The 18,656-nt window shown below is 71.2% G+C and carries 17 protein-coding genes; 10 read left to right on the top strand and 7 right to left on the bottom strand.

From position 1 onward, the window contains the following. Positions 1-126 precede the first annotated feature (126 nt). The 3 genes from ACTWQO_RS26375 to ACTWQO_RS26365 form a co-directional block, all read right to left on the bottom strand. Positions 127-2,391, bottom strand: a complete 2,265-nt coding sequence (locus ACTWQO_RS26375) for a molybdopterin oxidoreductase family protein (protein ID WP_443239845.1) — start codon at positions 2,389-2,391, stop codon at positions 127-129. A gap of 130 nt (positions 2,392-2,521) precedes the next feature. Beyond that, positions 2,522-3,139: a TetR family transcriptional regulator gene (locus tag ACTWQO_RS26370; protein WP_443239844.1), complete on the bottom strand. Its 618-nt coding sequence runs from the start codon at positions 3,137-3,139 to the stop codon at positions 2,522-2,524. Between the two features lie 52 nt (positions 3,140-3,191). After that, the gene (locus tag ACTWQO_RS26365; RefSeq protein WP_443239843.1) at positions 3,192-3,743 is read right to left on the bottom strand and encodes a hypothetical protein; all 552 of its coding nucleotides are present in this window, start codon (positions 3,741-3,743) and stop codon (positions 3,192-3,194) included. 155 nt (positions 3,744-3,898) lie between these two features. Between ACTWQO_RS26365 and hmgA the strand changes: the two genes are divergently transcribed. The 3 genes from hmgA to ACTWQO_RS26350 all read left to right on the top strand — a co-directional run bounded on the left by hmgA (position 3,899) and on the right by ACTWQO_RS26350 (position 7,249). Next, positions 3,899-5,215, top strand: a complete 1,317-nt coding sequence (gene hmgA / locus ACTWQO_RS26360; protein ID WP_443239842.1) for a homogentisate 1,2-dioxygenase — start codon at positions 3,899-3,901, stop codon at positions 5,213-5,215. Between the two features lie 27 nt (positions 5,216-5,242). Further along, positions 5,243-5,989: a GntR family transcriptional regulator gene (locus ACTWQO_RS26355; RefSeq protein ID WP_443239841.1), complete on the top strand. Its 747-nt coding sequence runs from the start codon at positions 5,243-5,245 to the stop codon at positions 5,987-5,989. A 102-nt stretch (positions 5,990-6,091) separates the two neighbouring features. Continuing rightward, on the top strand, positions 6,092-7,249 hold the full coding sequence (locus tag ACTWQO_RS26350; RefSeq protein WP_443239840.1) for a type ISP restriction/modification enzyme: 1,158 nt from the start codon (positions 6,092-6,094) through the stop codon (positions 7,247-7,249). On the opposite strand, the gene ACTWQO_RS26345 is transcribed toward ACTWQO_RS26350, so the two are convergent. Continuing rightward, on the bottom strand, positions 7,246-7,962 hold the full coding sequence (locus tag ACTWQO_RS26345; protein WP_443239839.1) for a TetR/AcrR family transcriptional regulator: 717 nt from the start codon (positions 7,960-7,962) through the stop codon (positions 7,246-7,248). The two genes, ACTWQO_RS26350 and ACTWQO_RS26345, sit on opposite strands and share 4 nt — an antisense overlap. A gap of 63 nt (positions 7,963-8,025) precedes the next feature. On the opposite strand from ACTWQO_RS26345, the gene ACTWQO_RS26340 reads away from it, so the two are divergent. From ACTWQO_RS26340 to ACTWQO_RS26330, 3 genes are read left to right on the top strand one after another with little or no spacing between them, the layout of a single operon-like run. Next, positions 8,026-8,970, top strand: a complete 945-nt coding sequence (locus tag ACTWQO_RS26340; protein ID WP_443239838.1) for an ATP-binding cassette domain-containing protein — start codon at positions 8,026-8,028, stop codon at positions 8,968-8,970. Beyond that, positions 8,967-9,749, top strand: coding sequence for an ABC transporter permease (locus ACTWQO_RS26335; RefSeq protein WP_443239837.1), 783 nt, complete (start codon positions 8,967-8,969; stop codon positions 9,747-9,749). The genes ACTWQO_RS26340 and ACTWQO_RS26335 overlap by 4 nt, the downstream gene beginning before the upstream one ends. A 37-nt stretch (positions 9,750-9,786) precedes the next feature. Beyond that, positions 9,787-10,995 carry a CaiB/BaiF CoA transferase family protein gene (locus ACTWQO_RS26330; protein ID WP_443239836.1) on the top strand — a complete coding sequence of 403 codons (1,209 nt, stop codon included), beginning with the start codon at positions 9,787-9,789 and terminating at the stop codon, positions 10,993-10,995. A gap of 41 nt (positions 10,996-11,036) precedes the next feature. On the opposite strand, the gene ACTWQO_RS26325 is transcribed toward ACTWQO_RS26330, so the two are convergent. The 3 genes from ACTWQO_RS26325 to ACTWQO_RS26315 all read right to left on the bottom strand — a co-directional run bounded on the left by ACTWQO_RS26325 (position 11,037) and on the right by ACTWQO_RS26315 (position 12,793). Next, the gene (locus ACTWQO_RS26325; protein WP_362948902.1) at positions 11,037-11,306 is read right to left on the bottom strand and encodes a hypothetical protein; all 270 of its coding nucleotides are present in this window, start codon (positions 11,304-11,306) and stop codon (positions 11,037-11,039) included. Positions 11,307-11,432: 126 nt separating this feature from the next. Then, positions 11,433-12,254 (bottom strand): anti-sigma factor, encoded by an 822-nt coding sequence (locus ACTWQO_RS26320; RefSeq protein WP_443239835.1) that lies wholly within the window; start codon positions 12,252-12,254, stop codon positions 11,433-11,435. After that, positions 12,251-12,793 (bottom strand): sigma-70 family RNA polymerase sigma factor, encoded by a 543-nt coding sequence (locus ACTWQO_RS26315; RefSeq protein WP_443239834.1) that lies wholly within the window; start codon positions 12,791-12,793, stop codon positions 12,251-12,253. The genes ACTWQO_RS26320 and ACTWQO_RS26315 overlap by 4 nt, the downstream gene beginning before the upstream one ends. Before the next feature lie 205 nt (positions 12,794-12,998). On the opposite strand from ACTWQO_RS26315, the gene ACTWQO_RS26310 reads away from it, so the two are divergent. The 4 genes from ACTWQO_RS26310 to ACTWQO_RS26295 all read left to right on the top strand — a co-directional run. Continuing rightward, complete coding sequence (locus ACTWQO_RS26310; protein ID WP_443239833.1) at positions 12,999-14,531, top strand: DUF4331 domain-containing protein; 1,533 nt, start codon at positions 12,999-13,001, stop codon at positions 14,529-14,531. A 164-nt stretch (positions 14,532-14,695) separates the two neighbouring features. Next, positions 14,696-16,081: a tetratricopeptide repeat protein gene (locus tag ACTWQO_RS26305; RefSeq protein WP_443239832.1), complete on the top strand. Its 1,386-nt coding sequence runs from the start codon at positions 14,696-14,698 to the stop codon at positions 16,079-16,081. Then, positions 16,081-17,724: a HoxN/HupN/NixA family nickel/cobalt transporter gene (locus tag ACTWQO_RS26300; RefSeq protein ID WP_443239831.1), complete on the top strand. Its 1,644-nt coding sequence runs from the start codon at positions 16,081-16,083 to the stop codon at positions 17,722-17,724. The genes ACTWQO_RS26305 and ACTWQO_RS26300 overlap by 1 nt, the downstream gene beginning before the upstream one ends. Before the next feature lie 60 nt (positions 17,725-17,784). Beyond that, the coding region (locus ACTWQO_RS26295; RefSeq protein WP_443239830.1) for a serine/threonine-protein kinase at positions 17,785-18,656 on the top strand (872 nt) is incomplete at its 3' end.

The raw sequence follows: 18,656 nt of genomic DNA, 5'->3' as shown, positions 1-18,656 counted from the left end.
TACCTAACGTTCGCCCTTGAACTCCCACCGGAGTCGGCAGTGCGATGACGTTAGGTGCCGTCGAACGGCGTTAACAAGACGTTGACATGCGAGCAATAAGCGCAAAACTCCTGGTCACGGCTTTGCTCAGGTCAGCGGGGTGAGCTTTTCGGTCACGGCTTCGGACACGGGGGAGATTTCCACGGGCACTCCGTTGAGGACCGCGTTGCCCGACAGCGGGTCGAGCAGGCTGCCGTCGAGGAGCTGGTTGACGTTGACGCCGGGGTCGGTGGAGGCGTGGCCGAGCCGGGTTCCGGGACGGTCGTGGCCCCACCCGTGCGGCAGGCTGACCACGCCCTGCCGCACGCCGTCGGTGACCTCGGCCGGGGCGGTCACCTCGCCCCCGGCGCCCTTCAGACGCACCGGCGCCCCGTCGCGCACGCCGAGGCGTTCGGCGTCGGCGGGGTGGATGTGCAGGGTGCAGCGGTTGGTGCCGCCGGTGAGAGCGGGCACGTTGTGCATCCAGCTGTTGTTGGAGCGGAGATGGCGCCGGCCGATCAGGACGAGTCCGTCGGGCCGCTCGTCGAGGGCACGCGTCAGCCGGGGCAGGTCGTCGGCGATCGCTCGCGGCAGCAGCTCGATCTTGCCGCTCCTGGTCTTCAGCGGCTGCGGCAGCCGCGGGCGCAGCGGTCCGAGGTCGATGCCGTGCGGATGCGCCAGGACCTTCTCCAGGGTCAGGCCGTCCGGTCGTACGCCGAACCCGTCGCCGTAGGGGCCGAGGCGCAGCATCATGTCGAGCCGCCGCTCGGGGCCGTTCTCGCCGGTGAGCTGCTCCGCCAGTTCCTGGGGGTCCCTGCCGTGGACGGGAGAGTGCGGCTCCTTGACGGCCTTGCCCAGGGTCTGCTGGACGACCAACGCGTCCACGGCCGCGGGGTCGGCGCCGTGCATGCCGGTCGCCGCGAGGGTCAGCCGGGCGAGGATCTCGCTCTCGGACATACGGCCGGGTTCGAGCGGGACGGCGGCGCGGGTGTAGCGGACCTGGTTGCGTACGGCGAAGGTGTTGAAGGCGAAGTCGTGGTGAGCGCTCTGGGAGGGCGGGGGCGGCGGCAGGACGACGTGGGCGTGGCGCGAGGTCTCGTTGAGGTAGGGGTCGACGCTGACCATGAAGTCGAGCGAGTCGAGTGCCTTGTCGAGCCGGTCGCCGTCGGGGGCGGACAGCACCGGGTTGGCGGCCACGGCGATGAGGGCGCGGATCGGCTCTCCCTCGGGTGTGGCGGTGTCGATCTCCTCGGCGAGCGCGGAGAGCGGCAACTCGCCCTTGGCCTCGGGGTGTTCGCTGACGCGGGAGTGCCAGCGGGCGAGCTGGAAGCCGCGGCCGGGTCCGGCGGGCCGGGGCGTCTTGTCGGTGGCCGCCTGCGGGAAGAGCGCGCCGCCGGGGCGGTCGAGATTGCCGGTGAGGATGTTGAGGACGTCGACGAGCCAGCTGGCCAGGGTGCCGTGCGAGACGGTGCAGCTGCCGATGCGGGCGTAGACGGCGGCGGTGGGGGCGGCGGCGAGCTCGCGGGCGAGGGCGCGGATGACGTCGGCGTCGATGTCGCAGGCGGCGGTGACGGCTTCGGGGGTGAAGTGCCGTACGGCGTCCCGGAGTTCTTCGACGCCCTGGACATGGGGCGTCAGGTCGCCCAGGTCGACGAGGTCCTCCTCGAAGAGGACGTATGTCATCGCCGCGAGCAGCAGGGCGTCCGTGCCGGGCCGGATGGCGAGGTGGCGGTCGGCGAGTTTGGCGGTGCGGGTGCGGCGCGGGTCGATGACGGTGAGGGTGCCGCCGCGGGCCTTGAGGGCCTTGAGCTTGCCGGGGAAGTCGGGGGCGGTGCACAGACTCCCGTTGGACTCCAGGGGGTTGGCGCCGATGAGGAGCAGGTGGTCGGTGTGGTCCAGGTCGGGTACGGGGATCGCGAGGGCGTCGCCGTAGAGGAGCCCGCTGGAGACGTGTTTGGGCATCTGGTCGACCGTGGAGGCGGTGAACAGGCTGCGGGTGCCGAGGCCAGCGAGGAGCACGGGCGGGTAGAGGGCGCCGGCCATGGTGTGGACATTGGGGTTGCCGAGGACGACGCCGACGGAATTCGCTCCGTACCGCTCGACGACCGGGCGGATACCGGCCGCGACCGCGTCGAACGCCTCCTGCCAGGTGGCCTCGCGCAGCTCGCCGTCCTTGCGGACGAGGGGGGTGCGCAGCCGGTCGGGGTCGCTGTCGACGGCGCCGAAGGAGGCGCCCTTCGGGCAGATGAACCCCTCGCTGAACACATCGTCACGATCACCGCGGGCACCGGTGACACGGGTGCCCTCGATGGTGAGGGTCAGCCCGCAGGTGGCCTCACACAGGGGGCAGATTCGCAGGGCGGTGCGGGACACGGGTCCTCCCGGAGGGCGGCGGCAACGGTGACGCACGAACTGCGGTCGAGCATACCGACCGGTATGCACGAGGGGGAGGGTCTGCCGGGGGTGAGGTCGGAAACCCGCGCGAGCCGGAGGGCTGTGGCGGTCAGTCCAGGACGCGCGCCAGGTACGCCCGCAGCAGCTCCCGCGCCTCCTGGATGATCTTCTCGTCGCCCTCGGGGGCCACGCGGAAGGCCAGGTGGACGAGGGTGTCGGCGGTTTCCACGGCGATCAGGAAGGTGCGCCGCAGATCCTCGTCGGGGGTGCGGTCGAGATAGCCGGAGAGCAGATCGGTGAGACGGTCGGCGACGCGATGGTTGGGCTCGGAGTGCCGGGTACCGACGGGGATCTGGTTGCCGAAGTCGACGAGGGAGAAGCCGGGCGCGGTGCGCTTCATGGCGAGGTACTCGTCGAGCACGGCGTCCATCGCGGCCCGCCAGCCTCCGTCGCCGGCCGCTTCGAGGCGGGCGGTGACGCGTTCGGTGTAGCGCTCGAGGTTGCGCTGGGCGAGCGCGTCGGCCATCTGCCGTTTGTTGCCGAAGAAACGGTAGACCGAGCCGATGGGGACGCCCGCGCGCTGGGCGACGGCACGGGTGCTCAGGTCGTCGTAGCCGACCTCGTCGAGGAGGTCGGCGCAGGCGTCGAGGATCCTGGTCAGCCGTTCTGCGCTGCGCCGCTGGATCGGCGCACGACGGAGCGATGTCGCATGGGGCACGGGTTTCATGATGCCTCTCCGCCCGGGTCCGGTGAACCTCGCCCCCCGTTGTCGGCCACATTCACCGTCCGACGGGTGCGCTCGTGGGCGCCGTCGGCCCCGGCTGCGACGCCGTGATGTCGGCCGTGCTCTCGACGGGCTCGCCGTCCACGGCCCACACCGTGCCGTCGTCGGCGTAGAGCCGCGCGGTGACGTGGTGTGTGCCGCGCTGGACGAGATCGGCCGCGAGTCGGTACTCGGGGGCACGGAGCCGGGCGATGCGGCGGCCGTCGACGAAGAGATGGGCGAGACCCCGGCCGGGCACGGCCTCGGCCTTACTGCCGGGCGGCGAGAAGCGGAAGTTGTGGACCGTGAGGCGTACGTCCCAGCCCTCGTCGGCGTCCGGCTGCACCTCGATGCCGACCTCGGGTGCGTCCTTGTCGTCCACCTCGCGGTAGCGCCTCCCCTCGTCGTCGGTGGCGTCGAGGAGCTCGCCGACCGGTGACATCGACTCCCCGTTCTTCCCGCTCCCGCTCCCGCTCCCGCCCGCGTCGCCGGAGCCGCAACCCGCCGCTCCGGCGAAGAGCAGGACACAGACCGCGAGCGCTCCAAGCAGTACACGCGTCCACGACATGGCGGCGAGCGTAGAACAACCTTCCGACACCTCGAATCCCCCTGGAGTCTGGTTCTCGGCGTACTCCCTGAGGACGTCATGCAGACCCTCTTGCGCGCGCGAAACCGCAATCCTACGGTGGAGCATAGGAATCAAACTGCAAGGGAGCAGCGATCATGAGCGGGGACGCACGGAAGACCGCTGAGGGGCTGACCTACCTCTCCGGTTTCGGCAATGAGCACAGCTCCGAGGCTGTCCCGGGCGCTCTGCCCGAGGGCCGCAACTCGCCTCAGCGCGCCCCGCTCGGGCTCTACGCGGAGCAGCTCAGCGGTACGGCGTTCACCGAGCCACGCGCCCACAACCGCCGCTCCTGGCTGTACCGGATCCGCCCTTCTGCCGCGCATCCCGCGTTCACGCGCACGGAGAACGGCTCGATCCGTACGGCGCCCTTCACCGAGTCGGTACCGGACCCGAACCGGCTGCGCTGGAACCCCCTGCCCGAGCCGCCGGCCGGCACGGACTTCCTGCGGGGCCTGTGGACCCTGGGCGGCAACGGCGACGCGACCCAGCGCACCGGTATCGCCGTGCACCTCTATCACGCCAACTCCTCCATGGACCGCGTCTTCAGCGACGCCGACGGCGAGCTGCTGATCGTGCCGGAGCACGGCGGGCTGCTGCTGCGCACGGAGTTCGGGCTGCTGCATGTGGAGCCGGGACATGTGGCGCTGGTTCCTCGTGGGGTGCGCTTCCGTGTGGAGCTGCTGGACGATTCGGCCCGGGGTTATGTGTGCGAGAACTATGGGGCGCCGTTCCAACTGCCCGACCTCGGCCCGATCGGCGCCAACGGGCTCGCCAACGCCCGGGATTTCCGGGCGCCCGTGGCCGCGTACGAGGAGGTCGAGGGGCCGGTCGAGGTGGTGAACAAGTTCTGCGGGAACCTGTGGACGGCCACCTATGACCACTCCCCGCTCGACGTGGTCGCCTGGCACGGCAACCATGTGCCGTACGCCTATGACCTGCGCCGCTTCAATGTGCTCGGCACCATCAGCTACGACCACCCGGACCCGTCGATCTTCACGGTGCTGACGTCGCCGAGCGACACCCCGGGGCTCGCGGGCGTGGACTTCGTCGTGTTCGCGCCGCGCTGGCTGGTGGGCGAGGACACGTTCCGGCCGCCGTACTTCCACCGGAACGTGATGAGCGAGTACATGGGGCTCATCGAGGGCGCGTACGACGCGAAGGCGGAGGGCTTTGTGCCGGGCGGCGGGTCGCTGCACAACATGATGTCGGCACACGGCCCGGACCGGGAGACCTTCGACCGCGCGAGCGCCGCCGAGCTGCGGCCGCACAAGGTCGACGACGGGCTGGCGTTCATGTTCGAGACCCGCTGGCCGGTGACGCTGACCGCGCAGGCGGCCGGGGCGGAGCATCTGCAGCGCGGGTACGACGACGTGTGGCAGGGCCTCGAACGCCACTTCCGCCCCTTGCACTGAGGATCCCCTGCCGGTACGGATGGCCCAATGACCTCCTTCGCCCCGGACTCGATCGTCCTGAACCGCAAGCTGCCGCTCTGGTATCAGGTGTCGCAGTCGCTGCGCGCGTCGATACTCGGCCGCTCGCCCCAGGACCCGCTGCGGCTGCCGACCGAGGAGCAGTTGGCGGGGCACTACGGCGTGAGCGTGCTGACCATGCGGCAGGCGCTGAAGGAACTGGAGGACGAAGGGCTGATCACCCGCCATCGCCGGCGCGGCACGTTCATCGAGCCGGATGCCCTCAGGGGCGCCCCGGTGCGGCTGCTCGGCTCCGTGGACGCGATCGTGGCCCAGCAGTCCGGCATGACGACCGAGCTCCTCGACCACGGCAAGGCGCCTGTACCGGCCGAACTCGCCGGGTACTTCCCGGAGCTGGACGAGGTGGCGACGTACCACCGCCTGCGCGGCGACGAGAAGACGGGCGAGCCGACCAACCACGCCCGCAACTACGTACGTCCCGAACTGGCCACGCGCATCGATCCCGCCGATCTGCTGCGCTGGCCGATGACCAAGGTGCTGCGGGATGTCGTCGGGGCGGACATCAGCCGCATCACGGACACGGTGGAGGCGAGGCTCGCCGATCCGGAGACGGCTCGGCTGCTTCAAGTCCCGCTGCTCAGCCCGATCCTGCACTACACGGGGGTGACCTATGACGGAGACGGGCGGGTGCTGGACGCGGCGGTGATCCACTACCGGGGCGATCGCTTCTCCTTCACTGTGACCCTCGATGCGTAGCGCTCCGCTGGGATGGGCGGTTCTTTGTCTGCCGGTTTGTGGGGGCTTGTCGCGCAGTTCCCCGCGCCCCTTCGGGGCGCCTTGTCTTAGGCAAGTTCTACGATGCTCTGCGTGACGCACGACGACGCTCCGCTGCTGGCGGATCTCATGCCGTGGTCCGTCGCATCGCCGCGGATCGGGCGGGGGTGGCCGACGGGGCCCGATGCGGCGTCCCTGAAAGCTCGGTGGGATGCGCTGGTGAAGGCCGAGGGGCCGGATCGGGAGGCGTTGTTCGAGCCGACCCGGTCGCGGACGCTGCACTCGGCGGTCGGGCAGTTGCCGGGGCAGAGCAGCGGCACGGAGAAGCTGGCCCGGGCGATCGGCCCGTGCCCTGAGCCCGTACGGGTTCTGCGCGCCCCCTTCGACGAACAGTGGCTGATCCCCGATCACCGGCTGATCGACGTGGCCCGACCGGAGTTGTGGCGGGTGGCGGACGAGCGGCAGGTGTTTGTTGCCGAGACGGCGGGCGGCGGGGCCGGGCCGGTTCTCCTGGCGACGTCGCTGCTGCCGCTGCTGCGGCCCGGCCGTGTCCGGCCGCTGTATCGCCGTCCGGGCGGGGTGGAACCGAACCTGGCGCCGGGCCTGTTGGAGTTCCTGGGTGAGCGTCTGGGCGAGATGCCGGAGCCGGTGGATGTGCTGGCCTGGATCATGGCGGCGGTCCGTGTCGACCTCGCCGTGCCCCTGACCGGGGACCCCGAACTCTGGGCGCGGGGCGTGGAGTCGGGCCGTCGGGCGCTCCGGCTGATGTGCCGCGACGGCGAGCGCCCGAAGCTTCCCGGCGGTCGCCGGCCCTACGTCCGCGCCCCGCTTCCGGCCCGTCCGCACACCGTTCTCTACGACCGTGAGGAGGAGGCCCTGCAGATCGACGAGGGCCGTATCTCCCCGGTGCCGCCCGAAGCCTGGGACTTCGAGGTGAGCGGGGTTCGCGTGCTGGAGGAATGGTTCACGGCACGGACGGCACCCGCGGAACCACCGGGCACCCTTGAGGCGATCCGTCCGGCCACCTGGTCCCAGACCTGGACGTCGGAGCTGCTTGAGCTGATCACCGTACTGGCACTGCTCTCCGAAGTCCCGCCCCTCCCCGACCCGTTGACATCCCCCCTGACCGCCACCGACCTGCACAAGGCGGGCGTACTCCCACCGTCGGCCCCGTCCCGCCGCCCGGCCTCCGTGCTGAACGCACACGAGGAGGGGCCGGAGGGCCAGCTCACGCTGATCTAACGCAGGTCCGGGTCGAAGGCGTCCAGCACGCGCCCCAGCGCCCGCTCGAACACCGCCTCCAGATCGATCGGTCCGCTCTGCTCCATGAAGGCCGCGGCCAGTCGGGGATACGCGCCGGTGGCGACCTGGCTGCCGAGGTAGGCGATACGGACCGCGTTCTCCTCCTCTTCGGACCAGGGCATGGACCGGGTGCGCTCGGCGGTGGCGATCTCGTTCGCGACGTACGTCGTCACCACGCCGTTGAGGAGCGCGACCAGCTCCATCTTGGTGCCGTACGGGACGTCGAGCGGTTCGAGGCAGTCCAGGCAGTGCTCCAGGTAGCGCAGGGAGTTGGGGCTGAAGCCGTACACGCCCGACATCAGCCGCGGCACCCAGGTGTGGCGGTGCATGATGGCGCGCGTCTCGCGCGCGTTGCGGAGCATGTCCGCGCGCCAGTCGCCCGAGGGCTCCTGGATGTCGTGCTCGCCGCCGATGGCATCGATCATCAGCTCGTACAGGTCCTCCTTGCGGGGGACGTAGTTGTAGAGCGACATCGTGCCGCAGCCCAGCTCACCGGCCACCCGCCGCATCGAGAGCGCGTCCAGCCCCTCCGCGTCGGCGATCCGCACCGCCGCCGCCGCGATGTCGGCGCGCGTGTACGCGGGTCTCGGCCCCCGGCCCGTCCGCTCGGGACGTGCCCAGATCACTTCGGGTTCGGCCGCTCGGCCCGCCATCGATCATCACCTCGGCCACCATCCTAGTTACGTACAGCGTACGTAGTGCGCTATGGTCGACCCATGACTTCTACGTACGCTGTACTTAGTGAGGGTCTGGAGAAGCGGTTCGGGACGGTTCACGCCCTGCGCGGACTGGATCTGGCCGTCGCGCAGGGCACGGTCTGCGGAGTCCTCGGGCCCAACGGGGCGGGCAAGACCACCGCCGTCCGGCTGCTCACCACGCTGCTGCGGCCCGACGCGGGGTCGGCCCGGGTCGCGGGGCATGACCTCGTACGGGAGGCGGCGGCCGTACGCCGTCGGATAGGCGTCACCGGGCAGTACGCGTCGGTCGACGGGGACCTCACCGGGCGGCAGAACCTGCGGCTGTTCGCGCGGCTGCACCGGGTGCGGGGACCGGCCGAGCGGGCGGGCGAGCTGCTGGACCGCTTCGGGCTGACCGAGGCCGCCGACCGGCCCGCGTCCACCTACTCGGGCGGGATGCGGCGCCGCCTGGACCTGGCGGCGAGCCTGATCCGCCGCCCCGACGTGCTCTTCCTCGACGAACCCACCACCGGCCTCGACCCGGCGACCCGCAACCAGATCTGGGATGCGGTCCGCGACCTCAAGGCGGACGGCACGACCGTGCTGCTCACCACGCAGTATCTGGACGAGGCCGATCAACTCGCCGACGACATCGCCCTGGTGGACCGCGGACGGGTCGCCCACACCGGCTCCCCCACTCAACTCAAGGGGCTCATCGGCTCCTACGCCGAGGTCGTCGTCGCCCATGCCGAAGCGCTGACCGATGCCGCCGCCGTCCTGGACCAACTCACCGGCAGCGAGCCCTCGTTCGACCGCGAACGCAACGCGGTCGGCGCGGTCAGCGCCGACCAGACCCTCACCGTCCCCCGTCTCGTCCGTGAACTCGACGCTGCGGGCGTGCCGTTGCTCGATGCGAGCCTGCGACCACCAAGCCTCGACGACGTCTTCCTCCGACTGACCGCCGGAAAGGAACTGGTGGCATGAGCACCCTGGCATTCGACGGCACCGCCATGCTCGGCCGGCAGCTGCGGCGGACGCGGAACAACCCGGCGCTGATGATCCTCACCCAGACCATGCCGATCACGATGCTGCTGTTCTTCGGCTATGTCTTCGGCAGCGCGCTCGCCATGCCGGGCGCGGAGTACCGGTCCTTCCTCGTACCGGGGCTGCTGGTGGCGACCGCGGCCAACGGGATCATGACCGGGATGTTCCAGGCGGCCCAGGACTCGCACCGGGGCGTGATGGACCGGCTCCGCACGCTGCCGATGAGCCGAGGGGCCGTCCCCCTCGGTCAGGCGGTCGCCGATGTCATCGTCACCGCTGCCGGGACGGTGCCGTATCTGCTGGTCGGGCTCGCGGTGGGCTGGCGCATCGAGGGGTCCGCGCTGGAAGCGGCGGGCGCCGTCGGGCTGTTGCTGCTGTTCCGGTTCGCGTGCACGTGGGTCGGGATCTTCCTCGGGCTGCTGTCCCGGAGCGAGGAGGCCGCCGGTCAGCTCGGCAGCGCGACCTTCATGCTGCCGCTGCTGTCCAACGCCTACATCCCGACGGACAATCTGCCGGGCTGGCTGCGCACGATCGCCGAGTGGAACCCGATCAGCGCGGTGACCACGGCCCTGCGGGACCTGTTCGGCAACGCTCCGGTGCCGGAGGGCTCCGCCTGGCCGGTGGCGCATCCCGTGGCCGGGTCGCTGGCCTGGTGCGCGGTGCTGATCGCCGTCTTCGGGCCGCTCGCCGTACGGCGGTACGCACGCGGCTGGCGGTGAGGCAGGTCCTCCTTCCGCGGAGCGTCCCTCGTGGGTCATGATCCACGGCATGGATCCCCTTCCCCTGCCCCTCGAAGGCATCACCGTCGTCTCCGTCGAACAGGCCGTCGCCGCTCCCTTCGCCACCCGTCAGCTCGCCGACCTGGGCGCCCGCGTCATCAAGGTCGAGCGGATCGACGGCGGCGACTTCGCCCGCGGCTACGACACCGCCGCCCGCGGTCTCGCCTCGCACTTCGTGTGGTGCAACCGGGGCAAGGAGTCGATCGCCCTCGATCTGAAGGACCCGCGCGGGCTCGATGTCGTACGGCGGCTGGTGGCGGACGCGGATGTGTTCGTGCAGAACCTCGCCCAGGGGGCCGCCGCCCGGCTCGGGCTCGACGCGGCCACGCTGTGCGCGGCGCACCCGCGGCTGGTCGCCGTGGACATCTCCGGATACGGGGCGTCGGGCCCGTACGCGGACAAGCGGGCGTACGACATGCTCGTGCAGTGCGAGGCGGGGCTGGTGTCGGTCACCGGGACGCCGGAGCAGCCGGTGAAGGCGGGGATTCCGGCAGCCGACATCGCGGCGGCCATGTACGCCTTCTCGGGCGTCCTCGCGGCGCTCGTGCGGCGGGGGACGACGGGCCGTGGCGGGCCGGTCGAGGTGTCGATGCTGGAGGCGCTCGCGGAGTGGATGGGGCATCCGCTGCACCATGTGATGCACGACGGCACACCCCCGGCGCGCACTGGGCTGGCGCACGCCGTCATCGCGCCGTACGACGCCTATCCGACGGCTGGCGGTGGGCGGGTGCTGCTGTCGGTGCAGAACGACCGGGAGTGGCGGCGGCTGGCCGAACAGGTGCTGGAGCGGCCGGAGTTGGGGAGCGATCCGGCGTACGCGACGAACGCGGCGCGGGTGGCGAACCGGGAACGTACGGACGCGGCCGTCACCAAAGCGCTGGCCGCGCTGGAACCTGACACGGCCGTGGCACGCCTGGAGGCCGCGGGCATCGCCTGCGCCAGGCTCAGGGACGTACGGGAGGTCGCGGAGCATCCGCAGCTGGCGGCCAGAGGGCGGTGGCGGGAGGTGGAGTCGCCGGTGGGGCCGCTACGGGCACTGCTGCCGCCCATCACCATGCCGGGCGGGGACGAGGCACGGATGGGGGCCGTGCCCGCGCTCGGGGCGCACACCGAAACGTTGCTGCGTGCCGCGGGGATGACGGACGAGGAGATCGCAGCGTTGCGCCGGGACGGTGTGGCGGCCTGAGCGCGGGATTCGAGGAACGGTCTCGAGAAGCGCGGTATTGCTCAGCGGTCGCCGAACAGCGAACGGCGTAGCCGGCGCAGTGGCGCGAAGAGCGAGAGTCGGCCCACCTTCTTGCCCCTGTCGCTGCGCTGGTGCGCGGAGTCACGTGCGGTGATCTCGCGCATCAGCGAGGTCGCCTCGGCTGCCTCCGTGTGCGGCACGGCAGGACCTGCCAGTACCGAGAGATGGCGGTCGAGGCGCGAACTGGTCGCGCTGCTCCCGTACGTGATCGCAGGGACCCTCGCCCTGCTGCGCACTGTTATCTGTTCCATGTCACTCCCCACCCGTACGAGTCCACCCGGCCCGGGCAGGGTAACCCTATCGCCCCCAAGGGGCACTCGTGTATCGCGGTCACAGGATTCACCTTCCCCGTAAGGGGGTTGACGACCCTTCTCCGGTCACTCTCCGAATCCAACCGATTTCAGGGCGAGTTGGACAACCGGCTGGGTAGTGGGCTGCTCCGACCCTCCGTCGGGCTCCACGGTCACAGCCAGTGATGTCGCGGACTTCTCCAGTCCGGCCGCGACCAAGGGCGTGTCGCCCTCGAAAAGCCCGAGGGAGCGCGGTTGCTCATCGGGGCGCATGACCCAGAGCTGGTTCACGCTGCCGCTCGGCAGATCGCCGTATCCGCTCAGGGTGACCACCGCGCTCCCCTCGGATGCCGAGGCGACGACTCCGATACTTCGGCCCTGCGCATCCCGTCCGGTACTCGAGCGCGCGTCCGGTGCCGCGAGAACGTGGGCGATCTCACGTGCCTGCGCCCGCTGGGCGTCCAGCTGGTCCTGCGTCTGGTTGGCCTGCACGGCGAAGAGCGAGGCGACGACCAGGGCCGCCGCTGCCGTCGCGGTGGCGAACGGGACGAAGAGGGGGCGCCCCCTGCGCGCACGGGCGCGCGCGGGCAGCGGCTCGTTCCCCCAGACGTGCGGCGGCAATTGCGGCGTACGCGCGCGTGCCGGTTCGGGCTGTGCGGCGGGCTCCTGCGGAGTGGCGCGTACGGCGGCCAGGACCCGGTCGCGCATCGCGGCCGGCGCGGGCGCGGCCGTGGACCAGGCGAGGCGGACGGCGTCCTCGGTGAGGGCGCGTACCTCGGCGGCACACAGGGGGCAGTCGTCGAGGTGCTTCTCGAAGCGCACGCGTTCCGCCGGTTCCAGGGCGTCGAGGGCATAGGGGGCGGCCAGGGAGTGCAGGTCCTCGCGGCGCAGTCGGTCGAGGAAGCTCATGCGACACCTCCCAGGCATTCGCGCAGCCGGGTCAGTCCGTCGCGCATCCGGGTCTTGACGGTACCGAGCGGCAGCGAGAGCTGCTCGGCCACTTCACGGTACGTAAGCCCGTCGTAGTAGGCGAGGGTGACGGACTGCCGTTGGAGCACGGTGAGGCTGTCCAGGCAGCGGCGCACCCACTCGCGTTCCAGGCCGGCCTCGACCTCCTCGGAGACCTGGTCGAAGGCGGGGCTGTGGGATCGGCGTGCCTCGCGCTGCTCGCGTTCGCCGGCCGCGCGGGCGCTGCGCACCCGGTCCACGGCGCGACGGTGGGCGAGGGTGAGGATCCAGGACAGGGCGCTGCCCCGGCCGGGGTCGAACCGCGCGGCGGACCGCCAGAGTTCGAGCAGCACCTCCTGTGACACCTCCTCCGACTGCGCCGGGTCGCGCACGACTCGTTTCACGAGTCCGTACACCGGCCCGGACACCAGTCCGTACAGCTTCTCGAAGGCCTTCTGGTCGCCTCCCGCCACCAGCACCAGAAGCTCGTCCGCCTCCACCCGGTCCCCCTCTCTTCGGCCGCACGGGGCCGATCCCGTCCCACGAGGCATTCGCAACGAACCCACCTCCGGATGGGGTTACGGATCAGCGTGCCCAAAACGCCAGCCCAGCACCGGGAAATTTTGTTTTGAGGTTCGACCAATCCGCCCCGCCACCGGCGCCGAATCCTCGTGCGTCAGGCAAGTTGGACTGAGGACGGACGGCATGACACCTATCTCCAGGAGCGGCGTGGGCGCGCGGAGCGTCGCGACCCTCGTATGTGGTGCGCTGGCCGCCGGGGCGCTCGCAGCCGCCGGCGTGGCCACGTTGGAACCGGGGGCGGCCTCCGCCTCCAGCCACCGGGAGGCCCCGCTGATCTCGGGGACCCCGCAGTACGACAACACGGACGTGTACGCGTTCGTCAGCCCGGACAAGCCGGACACGACGACGATCGTCGCGAACTGGATCCCCTTCGAGGAGCCGGCCGGCGGACCGAACTTCTTCACGTTCGCCGAGGACGCCCAGTACGACGTCCACATCGACAACAACGGCGACGCCCAGGGCGAGCTGCTGTTCCGCTACACCTTCAAGACGCACATCAAGAACAAGAAGACGTTCCTCTACAACACCGGTCCGGTGGAGAGCCTGGACGACCCCGACCTGAACATCACGCAGACGTACGACATCGACCTGCTGCGGCTGAAGAAGCAGAAACTGGTGTCGAAGACGAAGGTCGCGGACGACGTTCCGGTGGCCCCGTCGAACGTCGGCAAGGCGTCGATGCCGGACTACGCCAAGCTGCGCTCCCAGGCCGTGCACGAACTGACCAGCGGCGCCACGACGTTCGCCGGCCAGGCGGACGACCCGTTCTTCCTGGACCTGCGCGTCTTCGACCTGCTGTACGGCGGGAACCTCTCCGAGGTCGGCAACGACACGCTCAAGGGCTACAACGTCAACTCCATCGCCCTGCAGGTCCCGACGGACATGATCACCGAGTCGGCGGAGCAGCCGATCGTCGGTATCTGGTCGACGACCCAGCGCAAGAACGCGCAGGGGTACTTCAGCCAGGTGTCGCGCCTCGGCAGCCCGCTGGTGAACGAGGTCGTCAACCCGCTCAAGGACAAGGACAAGTTCAACGCGTCCTCGCCCTGGGACGACGCGCAGTTCCTGAAGAACGTGACCAACCCGGAGCTGCCGAAGCTCATCGAGGCGATCTACAAGATCGACGCTCCGGACGAGCCGCGCAACGATCTCGTGGACGTCTTCCTCAAGGGCGTCGAAGGTCTCAACCAGCCGCCGCACGTACGCGCGTCGGAGCAGCTGCGGCTCAACACCTCGATCAAGCCGGCCGCCGAACCCAAGCGGCTCGGCGTCCTCGACGGGGACAACGCGGGCTTCCCGAACGGGCGTCGGCTGACCGACGACGTGCTCGACGCCTCGTTGCAGGTCGTCGAGGGTGAACTGGTCGGTGCCAAGAACGACTTGGGCGACGCGGTCGACAAGAACGACAAGGACTTCGAGAAGGCCTTCCCGTACGTCGCACTGCCGACCGAGGGTTCGCGCGGTCCGCTCGCCAAGGGCACGACCGGGGACAACGACGTGCGTAACCAGCTGGGCGACGCGTTGCAGCCGGCCGGCTCCGGCGGTTCGGAAGACACCACCCTGATCGCCGCGTCGGCGGGTGCCGGTGCGGCGGGGATCCTGCTGATCGGTGCCGGGCTGATGTGGTGGCGGCGCATGCGGGGTCGTGCGTACTGACTCTGCTGGATCGTGGGGAACTGCGGGCCCGCTGTGGCTGGTCGCGCAGTTCCCCGTGCCCCTACGGGGCGCTATGACCGGCGCGGCCCGCTCGTACCCATCCCCCACGGCGCGGGCCGCGTCGCTTGATCTCATCACTTCCTTCAGGCGACCGAGGAGAGGGCATGTCCCCGGGTACGGAAAACAGCGAGGCCGCTGAGCGGCCGGAGGCCGGGCGGCGTTGGCGGGTGGTGCAACTCGCCGGGTGTGCGGCCATGTTGGCGGTCGCCATGACCGCGGGGGCCATCGCGTTCGGGGCCGTGCGGGACGATGGGCGCCAGACTGTCGCGTCCACGCCCGCCGCCATCTCACCGGCGCTGCTGTCCAGCGGCGATCTCGACGCGAGTATCACCTCGCTGCAGGCCCATCTCCGCGCACAGCCAAAGGACTTCGGCGGCTGGGCCACCCTCGGGCTCGCCTATGTCGAGCAGGCGCGGACGAAGGGTGATCCCTCGCGCTATCCGCAGGCCGAGCGGGCGTTGAAGCGGTCCCTGGAGCTTGAGGCGGACAACGACCAGGCGCTCGCGGGGCGTGCCGCGCTCGCCGCCGCCCGGCACGACTTCGAGGACGCGCTGAACCACGCCGACCGGGCGCTGAAGCAGAACCCCTACAACGAACGCGCGCTGTCCTCCCGTATCGACGCCCTCGTCGAACTCGGCCGGTACGCCGACGCGTCGAAGGCCGCGGACGCCGCCGACTCCCGTCGTCCGGGGGTCCCCGTCTTCAGCCGGTACGCGTATGTGCGCGAGCTGCGCGGCGACGGACGGACGGCTCAGCGGGTGCTGGAGCAGGCCCTTGCGTCCGCCACGGCGCCCGGAGACGTGGCATACGTGGCGACGCAGCTCGGTCAACTCGCCTGGAACCAGGGCGACTACGAGACGGCGCTGGAGCACTTCGCCCGCGCGCTCGCCGCCGACGAGAACTACCTCCCCGCGCTGGAGGGCCGCGCCCGTGCGCAGGCCGCGAGTGGTGACAGGGCCGGCGCGATCAAGGGGATGGAGCAGGTCGTGGCGCGGTATCCGCTGCCGGGACCGCTCGTCGTCCTGGGCGAGCTGTACGAGGCCCGGGGCGCCGACGGGGACCGGGCGAAGGCGAACGACCAGTACGCCCTCGTCGACGCCTGGACCGCGCTCGCCCGTGCCAACGGCGTCAACGCCGACCTCGACACCGCGCTCGCCGCCGCCGACCACGGCGACGCCAAGTCGGCGCTGCGCGCGGCCCGTGCCGAGTGGGACCGCCGGCACACCGTGCACACCGCGGACGCCGTCGCCTGGGCGCTGCACAAGAACGGTCGTGACGAGGAAGCCCTCCCGTACGCGCGCCGCGCCACCGCGACCGGCTACCGCAACGCCGCGTTCCTCTACCACCGCGGCATGATCGAGCAGGCCACGGGCAACGCCAAGGAGGCCCGCGCCTCGCTCACGTCGGCGCTGAAGCTGAACCCCGGCTTCTCGCCGCTGGGCGCGCGGGAAGCCCGTACGACGCTCAAGGACCTGGAGGCGGCCCGGTGATGAGCCCCCGTCGTCTCTTCGCCTCCGGCGCGGCCGTCCTGACGGCCGTCTGCGCGCTCGTGCTCGTCCCCTCGGGAGCCGCGAGCGCGCACCCCCTCGGCAACTTCACCGTCAACCGCTACGACGGCCTCGTCGCCGCCCCCGGCGAACTCCGGGTCCGGCACGTCGAGGACCTCGCGGAGATCCCGGCGACCCAGGCCAAGCCCGACATCGAGAAGGCGGGCATGTCCGACTGGGCCCGGCAGCGGTGCGCCTCGGCCGCGCGGGACAGCAAGGTCACCGTCGAGGGGCGCACGGTCGGCCTCTCCGTCGCGGAGAGCCGCGCGCGCGTGCGGCCCGGACAGGCGGGGCTCGACACGCTCCGGGTGGAGTGCCGGCTGACCGCCCCGCTCCCCGACCAGGAATCCCTGGCCCTCGACTTCCGCGGCGCGGGCGCCGACTCCGGCCCCGGCTGGCGTGAGATCACAGCGCGCGGCGACCGCATGACGCTCTCCGCGTCGGACGTCCCGGAGAAGTCGATCTCCCGTGAACTGACCGAGTACCCGGAGGAGTTGCTCTCCTCCCCCGCCGACACCGCGACCGCGTCCCTGGGCATGCGCTCCGGCGGCCCCGCCCTCACCGACGACCAGCAGGACGCCCCGGGCGCCTCCGTGCTGCCGCGTGGCGCCGACCGCTGGACCCGCGCCCTGGACTCCCTCGTCGCCCGCCACGACCTCACCCTCGGCTTCGCCGCGCTGGCCCTGGTCATCGCGGTCGGCCTCGGCGCGATGCACGCGCTCGCCCCGGGCCACGGCAAGACCCTCATGGCCGCGACAGCGGCGGCCCACGGTGGCCGGGCCCGCCTCAGGAACGTCCTCCCCCTCGCCGCCTCCGTCACGGTCACCCACACCCTCGGCGTGGTCGCCCTCGGCCTCCTGGTGACGGCCGGCTCGGCGGCGACGCCCTCCGTGATCGCCTGGCTGGGCATCGCGAGCGGCGCCCTGGTGATCGCGGCGGGCGCGAATCTCGTACGACGGGCCTGGCGAAACCGGCGCCACACGCACGGACCCGGGCACACGCACGGCCACACGCACGGGCACACCCATGACCACCCGCACCCGCACGATCACGATCACGAGCCGGACAAGCCCCCCGCCCGCCAACTCGCCCTGGTCGGCGCGGTATCCGCACCCCCCTCACCAAGCGCTCACGCTCACTCCCACGACCACCATCACGACCACCACCACGATGACTCCCACAGCCACTCACACACCGTCGAGCACTCGCACGGCGGCTTCACCCACACCCACTCCACCGCCCCCACCCTCCGCGGCACGATCCTCCTCGGCTTCGCCGGCGGACTCGTGCCCAGCCCTTCGGCCGTCGTCGTGCTCGTCGGTGCCGCGGCTCTCGGCAAGGCCTGGTTCGGGCTGCTGCTGGTCGTCGCGTACGGCGCGGGGCTCGCGCTGACCCTCACCGCGGCCGGGTTCGCCGTTGTCAGGCTGGGCGGCGGAATGACCCGGATGCTGGACAAGCGCCCCCGCTGGACCGCGAGCCCGACGGTGACCCTGCTGCGCAGGACCGCACCGCTGATATCCGCGTTCGTCGTCGTCGCGCTCGGGATCGGATTGCTTCTCAAGGGGGCCGCATCCGCATTGGGCTGAGCTACGTTCGGGGAGGGGGAGAACTGAGGAGAATCAGCCCGGATGCGAATGGGGGAGCCCGTGTCCGAAGAACCGGGCAGTGAACGTGTGATCGCGGACCGCTACCGTCTGCTGTCCCCGCTCGGCGAGGGCGGCATGGGGACGGTGTGGCGGGCCCGCGACGAGTTGCTGCACCGCGAGGTCGCCGTGAAGGAGGTGCGCGCGCCCGCGGGGCTGCCCGCCTCGGAGGTCGAGCGGATGTATGCCCGGCTGGAGCGCGAGGCGTGGGCGGCGGCGCGGGTCGCGAACCGCAATGTGGTGACGGTGTACGACGTGGCCTCGGAGGGCGGCCGGCCGTGGATCGTGATGGAGCTGATCCGCGGAGTGTCACTGGCGGACCAGCTGGAGGCCGAGGGCACGTTGTCGCCGCAGCGTGCCGCGCACATCGGCGCGGAGGTGCTGGCCGCGCTGCGGGCCGCGCACTCCGCCGGGGTGCTGCACCGGGACGTGAAGCCGGGCAACGTGCTGATGTCGAACGACGGCCGGGTCGTGCTGACCGACTTCGGTATCGCGATGGTCGAGGGCAGCTCGGCGCTGACCATGACCGGGGAGGTCATAGGCTCGCCCGAGTTCCTGGCGCCGGAGCGGGCGCTGGGCCGCACGCCGGGTCCGGAGTCGGACCTGTGGTCGCTGGGCGTGCTGCTGTACGCGGCGGTGGAGGGCAACTCCCCGTTCCGCCAGAACACCCCGCTCAGCACCCTGCGCGCGATCGTCGACGAGGAGCTGCCGCCACCGCACCGGGCCGGTCCGCTCGCCGGGGTCATCGAGGGGCTGCTGCGCAAGGACCCGGCCGAGCGGCTGTCGGCGGACCGGGCGGAGCAGGATCTGCGGCTGATCGGGGCGGGAGGCACCCCGCGCGCGGACACGCCCCCGGCGACCCCCTACACACCGAC

This window comes from Streptomyces sp. 4N124 (assembly GCF_052245395.1).
Classification (GTDB): domain Bacteria; phylum Actinomycetota; class Actinomycetes; order Streptomycetales; family Streptomycetaceae; genus Streptomyces.
Note: the sequence above shows the minus strand (reverse complement) of the source record. Positions and strands in the feature narration are given on the sequence as shown.